This window comes from uncultured Mobiluncus sp. (assembly GCF_963511525.1).
In the GTDB taxonomy this organism is placed as follows: domain Bacteria; phylum Actinomycetota; class Actinomycetes; order Actinomycetales; family Actinomycetaceae; genus Mobiluncus.
In genome coordinates this window covers 69,177-87,535 of sequence record NZ_CAUPIY010000005.1, presented here as the reverse complement: position 1 = coordinate 87,535, position 18,359 = coordinate 69,177, and the positions used below count along the sequence as shown (strand labels likewise).

Here is an 18,359-nt window from a genome sequence, read left to right as displayed (position 1 = left end):
ACCCCAATTTAATCCCCAATTTCTAACATCTTGGGCGCAGTCCTGGCCGCTTCCCCGCCAAAGAAACCCCGAATCCTTCAGGGCCGAGCCCTTTACCGAATCACGGAATCATCCTAGAATAATAAGTAAGGAAAGTAAGGAATCCCGTGATAACCGATATCCCGAAGAAAGGTGCGAATCATGGAGCTGGCAAAGATTACTTCAAAGGGTCAAATCACTATCCCGGTTTCGGTCCGCCGTAAACTCGGGGTTAAAGACGGCGACAAAGTACTGTTCCTTGACGAGGGCCAGGGCGTAGTCATGGTCAATGCCTCGGTACAAGCCCTTATCGAGGCTCAGGCCGACTTCGCTGGTGTGGCCGACCGGCTCGGCATCAAGACCGAGCAAGATGTTGTGGACATGGTCAAAGAAGTTCGGCGCGAACGTGCCGCTGAAAGCGCCAAGGCTGGCGTAACCAAATGAGGATAATGCTGGACACCAATGTCCTCATCTCGATGGTTTTCTTTCCAACCTCGAGGTTTCGCGACATGGTGCGATTCATAACCGAGGCACACCAGATGGTCATACCGTCTTATGTAATCGAGGAACTCACGGAGGTCGCCCTACGTAAGTTTCCGGACAAGACGGAAAGTTTGGACCACTTCCTGGAGAGGCTCAGCTACGAGCTCACCTACACGCCGCTGCACATCCCGAAGAACTTGTTTGCGATTCGTGACCCCAACGACTACCCAGTTCTGTATTGCGCGACGCACGACGACATCGACATCCTGATTACCGGCGATAAAGACTTCGCGGACCTTGGCCTAGAGCGTCCCGAAATCATGACCCCAACGGAGTTCATCGAGCAGTACCTGAGCGAACCAATTCTTGGACAATCTGAATTTTGAAAGACAAGCAGGCTGCTGTGGTCCTGGCCGTGTGCCGGGAACCGTCCGGTCCTTGCGCTTCGAATTGTTTGACGATTCCGCTCAACCCCTGCCCCCAATCACCGAGCGGAATTACTGCCGCAAACGCGGTGCACGCTTTGCAGGTCGGAACACCGGTAAAAAATAGGGAAAAGTTACACAATTGCAGGGAAAGATTGGAGCAGATAATGAACATAGTCGGAGGGGAGATTGCTCAATACGGGCTTACGCGATGGTGGATGACGCTCACGGATAGGGAGCGAACCCTGCTACTCACAAACTACAACCCTACGTACGTCGGCACGTTTGGCGGGCATGTGTTGGTTGAGGGGCAGTTAGGGAAGCAATCGCACGACACACCTGCAGGTTTCCTGATGACGCTGGCAAGCTGGCTACACAAAACAGAGGCGGACGAAAAGGCGTTGGCTGTAAACATAGCGGATTTGGCGTGGGAAATGCGGGACGTGACGGAGCCAGTAAAAAAATCACGACTAGTTTTAGCGCAGCATTTCGCGTTAGGCAGAATGTGCGACTTTTTCTATACGTTGCGCGATGATACAGCGTATACGGGGCGATGGCTGCAATGCGCCCAGTTACAGATTGAAATGGAAGGTAAGGCGCGAGCCGCGTTTAAGCGTGAGAGTGTCGTGTTGCCCGAACATCACGGGTATAAACGCATGGCGATAGTACTGGAGAAAGAAAGACGTTACGACGAGGCTTTGAACGTGATTCGTGAGGCACGCCGTAAAGGCTGGGCGGGAGATTGGGATAAGCGCGAGCTGCGTATAGCTGAACGTTTGTCAAAGACGAAATAGTGGGCCGATGTCGTCGCACAGCTGCTACGCGCCCATCGTCACCATTCCGAAAATCTCTACCGGCTCGTTTGCCCCGTCTTCCAAGTGCAGTTCCACGGCTCGTGCAAGCACGATTTCTTTGCCGCGCTTCTCAAGACCGTCCCATTCCGCTTGCTTATCCTCCGTATCCAGCATCCAAGCGGCAACGTCTCCCGGCACTTTAACTGTCAAATTCTTACTCCTAAAAAAACATCGATCAAGATTAAGGTACTATCACCAGCCCAAATCAATCCCAAGGTATTCTTCAATCCGGTAGTGAGGAGTTGGCCACCAGTTTCCCACGGTGTCGGCGGCTCTCTTTGCAAGCCGGTATGCACTTTCAACTGCATCCTGAATTTGCTTTTCATCTTCTATGCCAGTAATTTCGTGGCGCATCTTTTCGTTCGAAATGAAGGAAAACATGAACGGGTCAACGCGTTCTTCGTTAAAAGCCCCACACGCTGGGTATCCGGCATCAAAGCTCTGTGTTTGTTCCACGTTTTGGATAATGACTTGGGCGAAGTCAAACCAGCATAAAGAGTTGAGCAAAACATCGTCTAAGGGGATTTCGTCCGTCGGTAGTTCTCCCTTTACGTCGGGTCTTAGCTCAGGCACATTGGCGCAAAGACCATGTGCCAGGTTTATCATCAAGCCGGTTGCCTTGGCGGGGAACAGGTTACTCCTTGAAGCCTTTACTTGCCCTTCACGAATCCAAGAATGGTAATTACGCTTGTCCTCAGCGCGCCCAAGAACCAAGCCTCTCAGCAGTTCCCACCTCTTGAACCGCACGACCGAGGCGCCAATGATGTAGATGGACACAATTACGTCCAACTTATTCTGCGCGTCTTGACTAGATACGTACAGCTCGTGAAGCGAATCAATAACGCTGCTGAATAGCTCATCCTGTTGGTACACCAACGCCTGAACGGCAATAAGCGTGATGGGTACAATCTTTTCCTCTGAAGCTGCCGAATTCTTCAATTGCGCAAGGAACAAATTGATTGCGCCTAAATCTCGTTCTCTGAAATTCGCTGACAACGCGTCTGCCAAGGCAGACAAGGGAAGATTCACATCCAGAGGGATCGAAACGCCTGACTTCGTGTTCAGACCTTTGCTACTTGCAAGCATGGAAATAATGGCATCAATATCTTTTCTTGTGTTCTCCCGTACCATTTCGTCGTGCCGGTCTAACAGAGCAGCCCAGTGCGCATAGCGTACCCTAACGTTCTTTGACCCCTCCCTTGTATAAATCTCGCCTTCATGTAACACGGTTTCCGTCTTCCCATTTTCGCTTTGGTAACTTCCTTGCTTGCTAATGGGAATCGGTAAGTACGGCTCCTTCGCCTGCACTGCAATAATGGCTACATCCCTGCCCTTAAGCCGATGGACTTGACTGCGAATTTCTATGGGAGCTTCAAAGTAACCAGAGACCTTGTCAAGCAGTTTTGCACTGTCGAACTGGGCGGGGTCAATGAAAATGGGCTCCTTGGGCCAATTTCCATTACTCTCAACACCGACAACTATGTGACCACCTGGATGAGAATTGGCCATTGCCACAACGTCTTTCACAAATTCCAACGTGGCTTTTTTGTTGGAGAAATCAATTTCTCTTTTGTAATCCAGATGCTCGTACTCACCCTGTCCACGCAATACCTGAACCATTTCCACGTCAACCCGTGGTTCCCACGTATCCATATGTTTTTCTCCACTCCCTAATCGGAATCTTCCTCATCTCCGTCGCCGCTAAACTCCTCATACAGCATTGTCTCAACCAGCATTTCCTTATCCGCTTCCTTCGTCTGCGCCCAGTCGTAATCGGCGTCAATCGCCGTAATGTATTTCAAACCTCTTCATGTCCATCTCGTCGTCGATCGTGGCTCTGGTATTCTTACTTGGGCTTTCCGTTTTGCGTCGTTATGTGGTTTCTTGTCGCGATTTACTAGCTTTATTTTTACTTTCAATAGACTCCCCGCTCTCCTTGGCCGTGGCCTGTTGGTATAGGCGGAAAAGGTGCGCGATGATTTTCTGTTCCCGCTCGGTGTCGTCAAGGCCGGTCAGTTCCAGCCCATATGCTGATTCTACGGCTCGGTCCAAGCGCTCATGTGCCGCGATGAGTTCTGGATAGTGCGTGGCGTGATCCGGATCGTAGAGATCCGCCAGGGATGCTGCCGGAGTTTCCTGCGCACAAGGTTCCTCGGAGCCGGTTCCGGGGAACTGGTAGAGTTGCCGCGCGTCCAAGACCGCTTGGGCGCAGGTTTCAATGGTCTGTCTCTGTGCCTCGGTAGGCTCGGGCCAAACGAAAGTGTTGTAGACCACACCACCGGAATAGCGGTAATCGCTCTTTAATCGCCCTCCCACCACACGCATCCAAGCGTTATGCGTGGCTGATTGCAGGATGCCGAACATATATAGGGAAGCATCAGGAATCAGACGCACAAGATTGGAGCAAAGAGTATCTGGACCGATAAAGCCCATGGGAATGTATTTGCGGCGTTCGGAGGATACCTCGGGGATTAGTATCGAGTGACCTTTCGGCATGTTTTCCACATGAAAATGTGTGGGTATATCGGCGATTTTCCGTGTTGGCTCACTCTCGGAATCGAGACGGTATTCTCGTACAGCCTTTGCCCGGGCTAGGGAAAGGGGCATGTGTTTGAGCTTTGCGGGTGGCACTGACCCAAGGTAGAGCACGAAACGTCGATTTCCTTTAATGAACTCTTGAGAGCCCATCCACGGATGAAAATACGGCTTTGCCTGGGGTTCTTGCTTGAGGAATTCCGCCATTTCGTCAGGCGTAAACAAATAATTGCCATCATCAATTGGCTTATTACCGATACCAATCGGGGGAACATCACTCAACGGCCTATTGCGTGAATACACGAAAACGTCCGGGGCATCAGCTAGGTAAGCATTGAGCTGTTTGGGAGTTTGCTCGATAGCGGGTGAATCTGGCGTTGCGTGATGGAATAAGCGCTTTGGTCCGCCCTGCTTGGAAAACCCCACGATGACACAAAACACGTGGGCGATCTCCTTGGCCTCGCTGCTCCAACGGAATGTGTCGTGCGCGAAGTCAATCCGAATCCCCAAGTCATGCAGGGGTTTCCAGATATTAGCTACCTGTTCGCCTTGGCAAATGCTGTTTGTAGCCACGAAGGCGCAACGAATTTTATGATCCTCCAAGTACTTGCTGGCTTTTATAAACCAGGCAGCGACATAGTCGATGTTGCCCGCATTTTTTGCTCCGTTAAATACCGCCAGCACCTCAGATTTTTGCTGTTTAGACTGGTTACGTGCTCCTACAAACGGCGGGTTGCCGACGATGTAGCTGCATTTTTCGGCCGGAATGACGCTGTTCCAGTCGGTGGTCAGCGCGTTTTTGTTTAAAATGTGGGGCCGGTTGTTGTTGTCAATGGGCAGGCGCACGATGGATTCTTCGCCCAGTGCTTCGGCCATGCGCTGGTTGGCTTGGTGGTCCACCAATAGCATGGCGATGGAGGCAATGGTGGCCGGCCATTCTTCAATCTCGATTCCGGCAAAGTTAGACATACGGATGCTGGTTTGCTCGGCACCCTTTTTGCTACTTTCCAAGCCCACAGCGGTGAACGAAGATTGGAATCCGGTGGTGGTCGCATCGGCCAGGTCCAGTTCGCGGCGACGCTTGATAATATCCAGCTCCAGGGCTCGCAGCTCGCGGTAGGCGACAATTAGGAAGTTTCCGCAACCACAAGCAGGATCGCACAACCGGTTACGTTGGATACAAGACCCCAGTGCGGAGCAGGGCCATCGAACAGCTTCGATACCGGCGATGAACTGGGATTTCCGGCTGCCGCGGACGTTTGGAGATTAGCCTGCTGTACCGCTGAGTATCTGGCACGTCGCTACCCGGCTGGCGTCCGTAGAGGGGGTGAACCAGTCGGGATCTTGCGCGCAAGAATAGACGCGGGGTCTCGACAAATGATGCGGGTAGCACCACTACCTGTAGACGATACCGCTTGCTATTCGTTCTTGCAGGTGGGCCGACGACCATCTGCACTCCTAGTCAACTACAAAGCTTTTAGCAAGTTGGGGGTCAAGTCCCTTGTAGTGGTGTAACGGTGTTTTCCTCTCGTTTGGGGTTTTAGCCTGCGAGTGCGGGCATGTCGGCATCGGTCGTGGTTGTGGGTGTGGTGATCAGGTTGAGGCGGCTCTTGGCGAGGACTTCCAGGCCGAGGTAGCGGCGGCCTTCTGCCCATTCATCGGTTTGCTCGGCCAGGACGGCGCCGACGAGCCGGACAATCGCTTCCCGGTTTGGGAAGATCCCAACCGCATCGGTGCGGCGCCGGATCTCGCGGTTCAGCCGTTCGGTGGGGTTGTTCGACCAGATCTGCTGCCAGACCTCGGTCGGGAAGCTGGTGAACGCGAGAATGTCAGCGCGGGCGGCATCGAGGTGGTCTGCGACGTCGGGGAGTTTCTCGGCGGTGTAGTCCAGTAGCCGGTCGAACTGGGCGTGAACAGCATCGGCGTCAGGCTGGTCATAGACGGAGTGGAGCATGGCCTTGACCGCCGGCCACAAGCTCTTGGGAGTGATGCTCATCAGGTTCGCGGCGTAGTGAGTGCGGCAACGCTGCCAGACGGCACCGGGCAGGTTCGCCGCGATCGCTTCCACGATGCCTTGGTGGGCGTCGGAGGTGACCAGCCAGACCCCGGACAGTCCTCGGGCGACCGGATCGGCGAACAACTCGTTCCAGGCCGGGCCGGTCTCGCTCGTGGCGACCCGCATCCCTAAGACTTCGCGATGCCCGTCGGCGTTGACCCCGGTCGCGAGCATGACGACCGCGTTGACCACACGACCTCCCTCGCGAACTTTCATCGTCAACGCGTCGGCGGTCACGAACGTGAACGGCCCAGCATCGCCTAGTGGGCGGTGTCGAAACTCGGCGACGTGCTCGTCCAACTCGGCGGCCATGCGAGAGACCTGGGACTTCGACAGCCGGTCGATTCCCAACGTCTTGACCAACTTGTCCATCCGGCGAGTACTGACTCCAGCGAGATAGCAGTCGGCAACAACAGTGATCAATGCGGACTCGGCGCGCTTGCGACGCTCCAGCAGCCACTCAGGGAAATAGGTGCCCTGGCGTAGTTTCGGGACCGCGATGTCCAAGGTCTCAACACGGGTATCGAGAGGCCGGTGGCGGTAGCCGTTGCGCTGGGCCCGTCGGTCAGGATCTGGGCGGCCGTACTCGGCACCTGCAACCGCATCAGCATCCGCAGACAGCAACTCGTTGATCACAGTCTGCAACAGGTGACGCCTCAGCAAGCAGTTCGCCAAGCAGCCCGGCAGGGTCGACAATATGGGTAGCGGTCATCGTGTGGCCTTTCGCGAGTGAGTTGTAGGGGACGAAACTCGAGGATCACGCTGTGACCGCCCTGCTGTCCAGCACGACCACCCCGCTACACCACTATGAGGGACTCAACTCCCTTGGTGATTAGTAGCGCCCTCGCTCATCAGCGAGATGCTGTTCGCACATGATCCCACTAGCGCCATGTTCGCGACAGCACCACGTGTGCCAAACGTGTCGAGGTACTCCGATTCGAGCTGTGGGTTTAGGGCTTGGCGCCTGGCACCGGGACCGCGTCCGCTAATCTGAGGTGTGTCTCAGCTGCCAACGAGACGACGCATCGGCGGCAGCCACGAAATCGTGGAACCGTCCGGGCCGACTAGACAATTCCTTAGGCGTGCCGGTTTCGGCGACGATAGCACCGTCCGCTAAGGGTTCGAGGAAGACCACCTGATCGGCGCTATCTATGGTGGATAGTCTGTGCGCTACCACGATCACAGTGCGGCCCTCAGATAGTTGACTGATGACGTCGCTAATCGCCGATTCATTCTCGCCGTCCAGCGCCGAGGTAATCTCGTCGAGCAGCAGTATCGGAGCATCCTTGATGAATGCCCGAGCGATTGCCACTCGTTGGCGCTCACCTCCAGACAGGCTCTGCCCGGCAGGCCCCACTTCGGTATCCCAACCGTGAGGCAGCGCCTCAATCACCCGATCAAGTCTCGCCTTGCGAGCTGCCTCTTCCAACTCGGCGTCCGTCGCATTGGGACGGGCAATCCGCAGATTCTCCCGGATCGTGGTGTCAAACAGGTAGGTGTCCTGGAACACCATCGAGGTCAGCTCCATGATCCGCGTGGTTGGAATCTCGCGCACGTCCACCCCGCCGATGGTCACGCTACCGGCGTCGACATCCCAAAACCTTGCGGTGAGACGCAAGATCGTCGACTTCCCGGCCCCTGACGGCCCCACTAGTGCGGTGACTGCTCCCTGCGGGGCGGTGAGCGAGACATCGTCTAGGACAGGCCGGCCTGACTCGTAGGAAAACGACACTCCTCGGAATTCAATCGACGTCCCACGCGGTTCCCGTGCCTGCTCGGAATCAGGTTCGGCAAGTGGCGCGGCATCAAGGATTATTCCCATCTGGCGCAACGCCACTGCGGCGTTATCGACCTCAGATGCGTAGAGCGCGGCTTTTGTGAGCGGCAGCAGCATGCGCGCACTGACCGCCGCGATCACCAGATACGCAATCGGGTCCAGACGCGCTCCGGTCACGAACGACAGCCCCAAGGCGAGCACCACCGCGAAAGTCACGTTAGCGATGAGGTTGAATCCTTGGGCAGGTCGGCCCTTGATCCGAAGCCCGGCCAACGTCGCCTCAGAGTCGGCTTGCAGAGTCTCTTGTACGGGGTCCCACGACGTCGCGGCACCCGTGGCTCGAAGCACCGGTTGTAGCCTGGCGAACTCAATCAACCGGCCGGCTGCGGCGGCCGAGGTACGGTCTTCCATGTCATTGGCTCTGGTTGTTGCCGCCGACATTTTCCGCCACGTGAGAATAAACGGCAAGATCGACACTGCCATGACCACAGCTAACGGCCACTCAATGAATGCGGTGGCAACGAGCATCACCAACGGCACGATGAAGGCGTTGCACAGGTTCGGGATCACCATTGATGCCAGATGCGACAGGGTGTTGATCTCCTTGGATGTCGCATTAGCCACGTCCGCTTCGCGTTTGGCATTAAACCACCCAAGCGGCAGCTGCAAGACATGATCTGCTACGCGATCAATTAAGGTATCGCATACTTCATAGACGCTGATCCGATAGGAGCGGTACATCGCGAAGGTGTCGACCGTCACCGTGATCGCGCCGAGGATGGCAACGACGACGAGCCAGGTGCCAAGGGTTTCAGAGCGGGAGAATAATGCCCGAAGGAAGGGGATCATCAACGCCAGTGTGATGCCTTGTAGGACAGCGGAGAAGGCGAACCAGCCCACCAACGTACGCAACTCGGCCCTGTTGACGACCCTGATCATTAGTTTCCACATGAGCGTGTCTCTCCTTAGGCCATGTAATGGAGTTCTTGGGCCCGCCACATCTCGCTATAGGTCCCCGCTTGGTTGACCAAGTCCTCGTGCCTACCACGCTGAGTGATGTGGCCGTCCTCAATCACGAGGATCTGGTCGGCGTCTCGGATGGTGGCGAGTCGATGCGCGATGATGATCACCGTGCGCCCGGATGCCAAGGTGCTGAGCGCTTCGTGGATCGCACGCTCCGACTGGGGGTCTGCTTGCGCGGTGGCCTCGTCGAGAATCAAGATCGGCGCATCCTGCAAGTATGCTCGCGCCAGGGTGATGCGTTGCCGCTCACCGCCCGAGAGGAAGCCACCAACCTCGCCAAGCACGGTGTCATACCCCTCGGGCAGACGCATAATGCGATCGTGGATGCATGCCGCACGGGCTGCTGCCTCGACCTCGGCGCGCGTTGCCGACGGTTTCGACAGCGCGATATTGGTATGGACCGAATCGTTCGACAACGTTACGTCCTGTAGGACGATCGCGACGCGGGAAAGTAGCCACGAAAAACTCGCCTCGCGCACATCCACACCGCTGATGCGTACCACGCCATCATTGACGTCGTAAAAGCGCGCAATCAGCCGGGCCAGTGTGGACTTCCCTCCGCCCGACGGGCCCACCAGAGCCGTGACCGTTCCGGGCTCAGCCGTAAAGGAGACACCGTGCACAACGGGCACGTCAGGCTCGTAGGAGAAGGAAACCTCACAGACCTCAACTTGGCCGGGGTTTGGGCCCTCTTCTTGGGTGCGGCTGCCTTCGGGCATGGGTTTCTCGGAAAGCAGCTCTGCCGTGGTGCGAGCCGCCAGCTGCGACTCATAGATATGCTGCATCAGACCGACTAGCACCGTGAACCCCTCCGGGATGCCGGGAGCGATCAGGAAGAATGGCAGCGTCGCCGACAGCGTGCTCCAATCCTGCGCGACGAATAGCGCCGCCAGTAACGCGACCGTGACGAAGACCGTGGCTGGACGCAGTAGCGAACCGAGCAGACTAATCGCTCTGCCGGAGCGACGAACCCAGTCGAAGGAGATGGCAGAAAATTGCTGGCGGGCGGCGTTAAAGCGCGTTCGGGTCGCATCGGTGGCCTGGAAATTCTTGATCTCCTTAATGCCCTCAAGCATTTCGACGGTGGCTGCGGCCAGTGCGGTCTGGGCATGTCCGAATCGCTTGGTGATATCGCTATAGCCGCGCATGGTCGTGCTGACGATGATCATGATCGCTACGGCCCACGTTCCAAAGAGCGCGAGCGCCAGTCGCCAATCGACCCACACGAGATACCCGAGGCCTACGACCATCGAGACCACGGCGTTGGTGACATCACCGGGAACATGCGCAACGAGAGTATGGATGGCTGCGGTATCGTCACACACCATCTTGCGGATGGCCCCGTGCGGCACCTGCGAGACCCTACCCAAGGGCAAACTGCCCAGCGCTTGGACCACATTGCCGCGCAACCGATGTCGGAGCTTGGCTTCTGCCTCGTGGGTGACACCCAATCCAAACAGGTAGAGCAATTGGCCCACGAACAGCGAAAGCACCGCTATCACGGCCCAAACCCACGGCTTTCCGGTCCAGCCGGTGCGCACCTGCCCGTCAAGCCAGATCGCGGCCATGTTGTGTAAGGCGACGAACGGCACCAGCGTGACGATAGCGCCTAAGGCTGTGAGGACTGCGGAAAGGACCATCGCGCCCTTGGCCGGGCGGATTAGTGCGGCGACGGAAATACTCACATCGGGCTCCTGTCGAGTCGAGTCTTTCGAAACGTTCATTGGCGCCACCACCACAGCAACGCAGTAACGGCCCAAAGGAGGCCCACCAGGCACCAATCTCGCACCTGCCACGGTGTGTGTTGGAGTTCCGTGCGCCGCGGATAGGCGCCAAAGCCACGTGAATCCATCGACAGGGCAACCCGTTCGCCGTGCTGGACGGCGAGGATCGCCAGCGGCACGAGGGAACCCACCCATCGAATTGCGGGCGCTAACGGCCCCCATGATGCCCCAATACCCCGCAATGCCCGCGCTGTGCGCAACAGCTGGAAATCTTGCCGGAAACGAGTGACGAAGGCGACAGCCGCAGTTCCCGCCGCAGTGACCCGATAGGGAAGCTTGAACGTCGTCGTCAACGTGCGAAGCAGCGCTTCCGGATGAGTGCTGATGCCTGAAAGCAGCATGAGGGACAACAGTGCCCCGATACCGCTCGCTGCGGCAAGCTCGCCACCGTGATTGTAGAGTGGGCTGACCTCTTCAATGGTGTAGTTGTAGCGGAACACCGGCAGTAGCACAGCTGCGATGACCCAGGGTGCTAGCAGTGACATGACCGTTCGAGCGCGACTCGCTCTCGCGGCTACCATGGCCAGGCTCGCTGCGATGAGCACTCCAACATTGACGGCCGGGTCCTTGCATACGAACACCATGACCATCGCCGGGATTAGCGCCAATAGCAACGTCACAGGATTGAACGATGAGAAGAGTCCACGGGGCACGGACGGCGAAGGCGGGTTCGCTGGTGCTGCGGATGCGGCGTTTTCACGAGTTTCGCTAACGGCAGCAGGTAGCGCGATGATGTGGCTGCAGCGTGATAGGGCAAGTTCTAGGTCGTGGGTGGCCATGATGACGGTTCTGCCCTCAGCGCGCAGTTCGTCGATGAAGGCCATGAGTTCGCAGGTATTCGCCCAGTCCTGGCCGTACGTGGGCTCGTCAAGGACAATCACATCGCGGCTCTCGGCGACCATCGTAGCCACCGATAGTCTACGAATCTGGCCGCCTGAGAGAGTCAACGGGTGTTGGTCTCGATACTGGGAGAGATGGAATTGCTCCACAATAGCCTCGGCTTTAGACGCGGAAACATCCCCCGTGGAGATTTCGCCAGCCACGGTGGAACAAACCATCTGATGTTCCGGGTTTTGAAACACGTAGCCGACCTGGTGCCGCCCTCGCCGCACAACCTCTCCGCAGACCGTAGCGCGTTGTGCCTTTGATGGTATGAGACCCGCCAGCGCCGCGAGCAGGGATGTTTTGCCTGCGCCATTCGGCCCTATAAGCGCGATAAACTCGCCACCCCGTAGCCGCATAGAGATAGCTGGGGAACGTCCGGGAACACAGAAATCTGCCAGCTCTACCGTGGCGCTGCCTCCACCGTCGAGCGTGTCAATCGCATCGATGGTTTCCCATCCTGCTTCGGTGCGCCGCTGATATTGCACCGAATCACCACAGATATCCGTGATGCGGGGAACTCGAATGCCCGCCTGCTCGCAGGTCAAGGCGTGGTGCGGGGATTCGTCGCGTAACGCACGGGGCAGCCACACTCCGCACGCCTCAAGTTCCGCGGTATGGCTGAGAAAAACCTCATGTGGAGTTCCCTGCGCGATCACCGCGCCCTGCGCGTTGAGCGCTATGACGTGATCGCACAGGGGTAGGACCGGGTCGAGGTCATGGTCGATCACCACGATGCCCACGCCATCGCTAACCAGCTGTTGGATGACGCTGTAAAACTCGTCCGTGCCTTGCGTGTCAATAGTCGATGTTGGCTCATCGAGGACAAGTAAGCGGGGCTGCATAGCCAGTGCTACCGCGATCGCTAGGCGCTGGCGTTGGCCGCCCGATAATCTCCATGGGCTCTCCCACAGCTTGGTCTCCAGACCAACCGCAGCCAATGCCTCGCGTACCCGTCGATCAATCTCAGGAACAGGCAGGCAGAGGTTCTGCAGCGCAAACGCGACATCGTCATACACCGTACGGGTAATGACTGCGGCATCCGGATTTTGTCCCACGTAGGCGACATTGGTAGCGATCAACTGGACCGTGGCGTCGGCGATTTCGGCGCCGGCAATTTGAACGCTGCCGGAGTATTCGGACGGCAGACAGTGGGGCACAAGGCCGCACACGGCTCGGACGAAGGTAGTTTTACCGCATCCAGAGGGCCCAATGACGGCCGTTACCTGACCGCTCAGGTGGACCAGGCTTGGACGTTGCAGCACCCACCGGTCCTGACCCAAGTAGTGAACGGAAAGATCCTCAACCGCCAGGAGCGCCCGCGCGGACTCGCTCACAGACCGTTGCTCGCTGCTCAAAGTGGAGGCCAGCCTTTCACTCACGATGGTCTACGCCTACGCCTGCATTGTTGAGCAAACGGGTTAGTCCGACGACGGCCAAACCGCCAATGACGGACGACGTGACTCCCACCAGCACGATCAGTCCCGATACCGAGATTCCCACCGCGTGCTTGAGCAGCGTGAGGTACAACAGGCTGTTAAATGCCCCGAAGAATGCGGCGGAGATCAGATACGCCCACCACGTCCACTTCCGGTACAGCATCAACGCCATGGGAAACTCAACCAGGAGCCCGCCAATGACGTTACCGACAATCGCGGCAGGCCCAGTGGGAGTAGTAAATACGCTCACAACTCCGATGATCAGCGCGGCCAGCAGCGAAGCGCCCGGCCTTCGCACAACGGCCAGAGGAAGGAGGTAGGGAATGACCCAAAGTCCGAGAAGGGACACCCCGAGCCAGACTGCGCTCTGCGAAGCCGCACCCGCCGGCGCGATGTAGCTCAGTGGGATGAGGATGATGAGGCCGACCACCGACAGGGAGGCCACCATCATGAGATTTCGGGTACCTAGAATTGAGTCGGTTAATCCCCCGCGAGCTGAGCGTCGAACTGTACCGGATCGGTCTGTCACAGCAAACCTCCTTTCACTTAGGTTAGCCTAACCTAACTCCCGACCGGGGTCAAGTCCCTTGAGCTAGACGTTGAGCCTGCGCAGAGACGCAGCTCGAGGGGTTTCTCGCGTTTTGAAAGGACGCAAAGTGACCGCTGAGGATCTCCGGGCAAAGCTGATCCGGGTTTGCGAGTCACCGCAGCACCCGAGGGTGTAAAAAGTATCGGTAGGGCGTCATGCGATACCCAAATGTGCACCTTGATCAAAGCTGACTGTATCGCACGAATAGTCATGCGATATGGTATTCTGGCTGCGTGGTTGACACATCGAACGCGCCTCGCGAGGACTATAGAAACCTCTGGAAGTTGCTTATCGACAGAGGAATTCGGAAGGGCGAGCTTAGAGACCTTGCCGGTCTGAGCTCATCAACCATCACGAAGCTGGGTCGAAATCAGACGGTTACCACCGCGACACTTGGGCGGATTTGTAAAGCGTTGGATTGTTCACCCAACGACATTCTGGCTTTTGAAGACTGTCATGAGGAAGGAACCGGCGACGGTCGTAATGATTGAGATGAAGCAGGCATATACCATCAAGCCTCAAACGGCGGTCGCCTCCCCCGACAGCAGTACTACCGACTTAGTGTTCCCCATTGAGCTTGTTGCCCCCGTTGTGGGCATGGCTCACAGCTTCATTAGGCGTGTCCTTGGCAGGAAGTCAATCTTGTCCGAGGCCGACGTTCGGCAACTTCTAGATCAAGATGCATTCTCCGAGACGTTCGTTCCTCGCAGCAAAGTTCTTGAATATCTCCGTCGAGCCGTCACCGGAGCCGTGCTCGTTGCCGAGAGTCAAGAGGTCATTCAAAAGGACTCCTTCGTTGTCGGAGACGCTCTCCAGCTGATTGGAAGACTGAAAGATGGTTCGGTGAATACTGTTGTCACCTCAACGCCGTACTGGGCTATGCGGGTCTATGACGAGCCTGGTGAGCGCCTTTGGGCGGATGGCGAGTACTGCTCTTTTGGTCTCGAGCAGACACCTGAAGGGTTTATTCGCCATTCGGTCGAGGTCTTGCATGCATTGCTTCCGAAAATTGCTGCAGATGGCTCCGTGTGGTGGAACATCATGGATTCGTACAACACTCGCACTCAAATCCGTGGTAGTGCAGTTGAGACACTGCATGCGATGCAAGGCAAGGATGGACGATCGTGGAAAGATCACGAGTACTTGCGGTATTCCGCCGGACACTCGTATCTGAAAGATGGTGAGCAGTGTTTGATCCCGCAACGGATTGCTCAGCGTGCTGCCCAAATCGGCTACTACGTAAAGAGCACGATCTCGTGGTGCAAGCAGGCCACAACTCCTGAACCCCAGCAGTCGCGAGTCAGCAGAAATGTTGAGTACATTCTGCATCTCACTCGGGAACGAACCCCCAAGTTCAACAAGTCCGCATACTTGGAGCTACCTTCAGACCTTGGTGGGCGACAGCTGCTTGAGTCGGACAAGCTTAGTGACTTCTGGTACTTGCCAACCTCTTCTGGCCGAGATGGGCATGGGGCTCAGTTCCCGGTTCAGCTTCCTGGGCGCTGCATCGCGATCTCAACGGACCCTGGTGATGTGGTTCTTGATCCATTCATGGGTGCTGGAACTACCGCCGTTGCAGCGAAGAAGCTCGAGAGGAGCTATATCGGTTTTGATGTAAGCGCAGAATATCTTGCCACTGCTGAGCGAGTGTTGGCTTCAACCACCGTGCAGCAACCCCTCTTTACCGCAGAGCTTCGATAACCCTCGAAGCAAGTGCGTCGACGTCTATCGCAGAACTGCTATCCAAACCAAGACCTTTGATTCGGTGACCGTCGAACGTCTCGACCACGTCTCCAGTTCGAACGGAAGGTGAGATGATATAAGCCTCGTTGAGACGCGCAAACTGCATGTATGTATAGATCTGATACAGATCCTTCGCATCGGGTACCTTATACTTTACGTCGAGGACAGCTTCTATAGATCCGCCGCGATAGATAGTCAGGTCTGGAATTAGCTCGATTTCGCCATTCGTAAGCAGAAAGCTACTGGAGGCAAAACCCTTTTGAACGCTTAGAGCAGTGGGCTCTGCAGCTCTCATAAGACTTGTTCGCACAAAGTCTTCGTAAAGTCCAGGCATATTGAACAAGTATCCGTCAGACTCCCATCTTTCACCGTGGTCAATTCCGGATGCTTGGAGGATGACGAGGCTGAGACCGAGCGCATTGCTGTAGTAGGAATGCGAACCGCCAACATTCTTCGTTCGCATCATCTGGCTGACCTTGCGGATATCGTCATAACCAGCAAAGGTAGATGCCTGCCAGTTTGCCCAATCGTGAGTTACACGCGCCCCAGGAGCGTCACTAGACAAGAGTCCCAATACTCGTTTGGCAGCCGACTTGATAATTCTGTTCTCGGGGATATCAAATGTCGGCCTGTGTCGTCTCGTTACGATTGGAGCGGCATCTCCTCGCCGCGCTCGGAGGTTTGTCACAGGCCAGTTTATCTGTCCAACGGCAGATGACGTGGCCTCAAGCGTAGGCTTGCGGCGAAATAACTTTGGTTTTGCTGCAAAGGATAAGAGCTCCCGGGACAACATCTCTGCCAACGAACTCAAGCCGAAATCGTGCGACCCGCTTGAGTATCCGAACGGAGCATCGTTCACCAGTCGAGCCGACTGAGAATCGTGAAGATACAGCAGCATCGAAACTGGATTGAGCGATGCATGCTTCGGAGAAATGACAAGCTTATTTCCATTAAGAAGCGGGATATTCCCGGCAACATTTGACGCCAGAATCTGCAGAACTCCACCTTGAAGGAGAACGCGAATGTTGTCTGGCAAGCCAGTGGGGACATCAGCTGGGGTTAGGCCGGGTAACGCCGAAATCTCGTTCTCGACGGCATGCCAAGTCTGCATCACGCTGTTCCTGTGAAGAGTTCATCTACGCGGTTGTCGATTTGCGCTACCACTTCAGGCTCATAGGCAGAGAAATGATTCATCAAGACCGGTCGGATTCTCCACATGTAGTACATCCGGAAGTCATCACTCGGCTGAAGCCCGGCGAAGTAGCCATGACCCAGCGGATACTTGTCTTGAATAGCAGTGAAGACAGTCTTAATGGCTGCGGCTGTATCTGAAGGAATAGCTCTGTGCCTAAGTATCGCGTCAAGGTCTTCAACGCGTGGACCAAAGTAGACACTTGCCATACGTCCCATGAGTGCGTCGTCAACATCCTCCGTGTTCGTGTCGACGTTATTCATAGTGAAGTAGAAAACCACTTCTGGATCGATAAAGATCTGCGCACCATTCGGAAGCGTGATGCCGTTGGTCTCGCCCCGGTACGCTGGCTCGATAAGAGAGAATAACTCGCCCAAGGCCTGGCTAATTCGAGTGCGGTTGATCTCTTCTAGAACGATATGCCTCTTGCCGTTTCGAAGCGCGCGAAGGAGTGGACCTTCAGTCCATTCGAATTCTCCCGGTTTCTCACCGGGCGCGAGTCCTAGGATCAGGTTCTCATAACCCCACCCCTCATGGAGCTGAATAGTCTCACGATCCTCAGAATTACGCGGAATAAGTTTATCGATGGCACGGGTTTTCCCGGTTCGGGGCGGTCCAAACAGAAGAATTGCGCGCTCTCCCGCTTTGACTAGCGAGGCTAGCTGTTCACTTGGGGAAATCCTGGTCCATGCTGGTGCTGAATCGATTGTTGTCACTGACTGAATCCTATTTGTGTACTCAAGCCGATCTTCTTTGCGGATTTCGACTTCCAACTTGGCCTCAAATGCCGAATTGCAGATTGCCAACAACTCCGCATCGCTAAGCGGAGCGTCGCTGGTCTCGATATCGATTGGCTTGTTTACAAAAACTGCCTCGATCTCGCCGGGCTCAAGGTTCAGCTCGCGTATGAGGGCTTCGACGAGTTGCTGCGAGAGCTTGTTAGGGTCACTATCGCCAAAATACTGGTCCAACTCATCTTGACGGAAGAGCCAAACCGCCATTGCTTCAATAGGGATAGCGACTCGTGCGTCCTCTTCTAGGGCGAACCCGTCTCCACCGTGTCCCAGACCTTGGGGGTAGATCCTTCCGAGGGATACTCGAATCTTGTTTCCCTCATCGGAGAAATCAAGGTATGCAGTGGGAGATCCAGAAACTACTGAATCCGATGTTTTCCATCGCTGAATAGTGGTTTGAATAATTGAACGCGAAGCGTCGCCTTTCATGAAGGCGTAACGGACGGTGTGCGCAAAGGGAACAAAAAGTTTTCCCTCAGGACTGCCGCAGGAGAACAGCCTCTGCAGGGTGGGAGTTGAATTCTGCGTATCGATCAATATGGACGTGTCTCGGCTCAAACCCATGTGCTTTAATACAAGCCAGATTTTGAGCAGGTGGGAAGCTGTCCCTTGGAGCTGATCGAGTGCCGCGCTGATCGTCTTAGCGGAAAGATACATCTTGCCTCCTTGCACGCGGACTTGCGGTTAGACTCGGGAGCAGTATTCGGAGACCGATCATTTCCATCAAGCCCTTACGTCGAAGCGTGGTCCAACTGGTCCTAGTTT

The 18,359-nt window shown here is 56.0% G+C and carries 15 protein-coding genes and 1 pseudogene; 5 read left to right on the top strand and 11 right to left on the bottom strand.

Going from position 1 to position 18,359, the window contains the following annotated elements; translation table 11 throughout:
- Positions 1 to 180 precede the first annotated feature (180 nt).
- From RQ935_RS05320 to RQ935_RS05310, 3 genes are all read left to right on the top strand, one after another.
- Entirely contained in the window at positions 181 to 462 is a 282-nt protein-coding gene (locus RQ935_RS05320) for an AbrB/MazE/SpoVT family DNA-binding domain-containing protein (protein ID WP_311497489.1), read from the top strand.
- Positions 459 to 887: a putative toxin-antitoxin system toxin component, PIN family gene (locus RQ935_RS05315; RefSeq protein WP_311497488.1), complete on the top strand. Its 429-nt coding sequence runs from the start codon at positions 459 to 461 to the stop codon at positions 885 to 887. The genes RQ935_RS05320 and RQ935_RS05315 overlap by 4 nt, the downstream gene beginning before the upstream one ends.
- Before the next feature lie 206 nt (positions 888 to 1,093).
- Positions 1,094 to 1,720, top strand: a complete 627-nt coding sequence (locus RQ935_RS05310) for a hypothetical protein (RefSeq protein WP_311497487.1) — start codon at positions 1,094 to 1,096, stop codon at positions 1,718 to 1,720.
- A 24-nt stretch (positions 1,721 to 1,744) separates the two neighbouring features.
- Here the strand turns inward: RQ935_RS05310 and RQ935_RS05305 are convergent, their stop codons facing one another.
- The 9 genes and pseudogenes from RQ935_RS05305 to RQ935_RS05265 all read right to left on the bottom strand — a co-directional run bounded on the left by RQ935_RS05305 (position 1,745) and on the right by RQ935_RS05265 (position 13,805).
- Positions 1,745 to 1,930 (bottom strand): hypothetical protein, encoded by a 186-nt coding sequence (locus RQ935_RS05305; RefSeq protein WP_311497486.1) that lies wholly within the window; start codon positions 1,928 to 1,930, stop codon positions 1,745 to 1,747.
- Between the two features lie 42 nt (positions 1,931 to 1,972).
- Entirely contained in the window at positions 1,973 to 3,433 is a 1,461-nt protein-coding gene (locus RQ935_RS05300; RefSeq protein ID WP_311497485.1) for an ATP-binding protein, read from the bottom strand.
- Positions 3,434 to 3,450: 17 nt separating this feature from the next.
- Complete coding sequence (locus tag RQ935_RS05295; RefSeq protein ID WP_311497484.1) at positions 3,451 to 3,582, bottom strand: hypothetical protein; 132 nt, start codon at positions 3,580 to 3,582, stop codon at positions 3,451 to 3,453.
- A gap of 70 nt (positions 3,583 to 3,652) precedes the next feature.
- The gene (locus tag RQ935_RS05290) at positions 3,653 to 5,494 is read right to left on the bottom strand and encodes a DNA methyltransferase (RefSeq protein WP_311497535.1); all 1,842 of its coding nucleotides are present in this window, start codon (positions 5,492 to 5,494) and stop codon (positions 3,653 to 3,655) included.
- A 361-nt stretch (positions 5,495 to 5,855) separates the two neighbouring features.
- Positions 5,856 to 7,083: pseudogene (locus tag RQ935_RS05285) on the bottom strand (IS256 family transposase).
- Positions 7,084 to 7,356: 273 nt separating this feature from the next.
- Positions 7,357 to 9,099, bottom strand: a complete 1,743-nt coding sequence (locus RQ935_RS05280; protein WP_013170750.1) for an ABC transporter ATP-binding protein — start codon at positions 9,097 to 9,099, stop codon at positions 7,357 to 7,359.
- 14 nt (positions 9,100 to 9,113) lie between these two features.
- The gene (locus RQ935_RS05275) at positions 9,114 to 10,895 is read right to left on the bottom strand and encodes an ABC transporter ATP-binding protein (protein WP_274732674.1); all 1,782 of its coding nucleotides are present in this window, start codon (positions 10,893 to 10,895) and stop codon (positions 9,114 to 9,116) included.
- Complete coding sequence (locus RQ935_RS05270) at positions 10,892 to 13,174, bottom strand: ATP-binding cassette domain-containing protein (protein ID WP_083286188.1); 2,283 nt, start codon at positions 13,172 to 13,174, stop codon at positions 10,892 to 10,894. Before RQ935_RS05270 ends, RQ935_RS05275 begins: the two co-directional genes overlap by 4 nt.
- A 37-nt stretch (positions 13,175 to 13,211) precedes the next feature.
- Positions 13,212 to 13,805 (bottom strand): ECF transporter S component, encoded by a 594-nt coding sequence (locus tag RQ935_RS05265; protein WP_013170753.1) that lies wholly within the window; start codon positions 13,803 to 13,805, stop codon positions 13,212 to 13,214.
- Positions 13,806 to 14,098: 293 nt separating this feature from the next.
- Here RQ935_RS05265 and RQ935_RS05260 point away from each other — a divergent pair, with 293 nt between their 5' ends.
- Together RQ935_RS05260 and RQ935_RS05255 are read left to right on the top strand one after the other, a co-directional pair.
- Complete coding sequence (locus tag RQ935_RS05260; RefSeq protein ID WP_274732680.1) at positions 14,099 to 14,356, top strand: helix-turn-helix transcriptional regulator; 258 nt, start codon at positions 14,099 to 14,101, stop codon at positions 14,354 to 14,356.
- The gene (locus RQ935_RS05255) at positions 14,322 to 15,566 is read left to right on the top strand and encodes a site-specific DNA-methyltransferase (protein ID WP_311497483.1); all 1,245 of its coding nucleotides are present in this window, start codon (positions 14,322 to 14,324) and stop codon (positions 15,564 to 15,566) included. The genes RQ935_RS05260 and RQ935_RS05255 overlap by 35 nt, the downstream gene beginning before the upstream one ends.
- Here RQ935_RS05255 and RQ935_RS05250 read toward each other — a convergent pair.
- Positions 15,547 to 16,719, bottom strand: a complete 1,173-nt coding sequence (locus RQ935_RS05250; RefSeq protein ID WP_274732682.1) for a 5-methylcytosine restriction system specificity protein McrC — start codon at positions 16,717 to 16,719, stop codon at positions 15,547 to 15,549. The genes RQ935_RS05255 and RQ935_RS05250 overlap by 20 nt on opposite strands.
- The gene (locus RQ935_RS05245; protein WP_071345763.1) at positions 16,719 to 18,251 is read right to left on the bottom strand and encodes an AAA family ATPase; all 1,533 of its coding nucleotides are present in this window, start codon (positions 18,249 to 18,251) and stop codon (positions 16,719 to 16,721) included. The genes RQ935_RS05250 and RQ935_RS05245 overlap by 1 nt, the downstream gene beginning before the upstream one ends.
- Between the last annotated feature and the right edge of the window lie 108 nt (positions 18,252 to 18,359).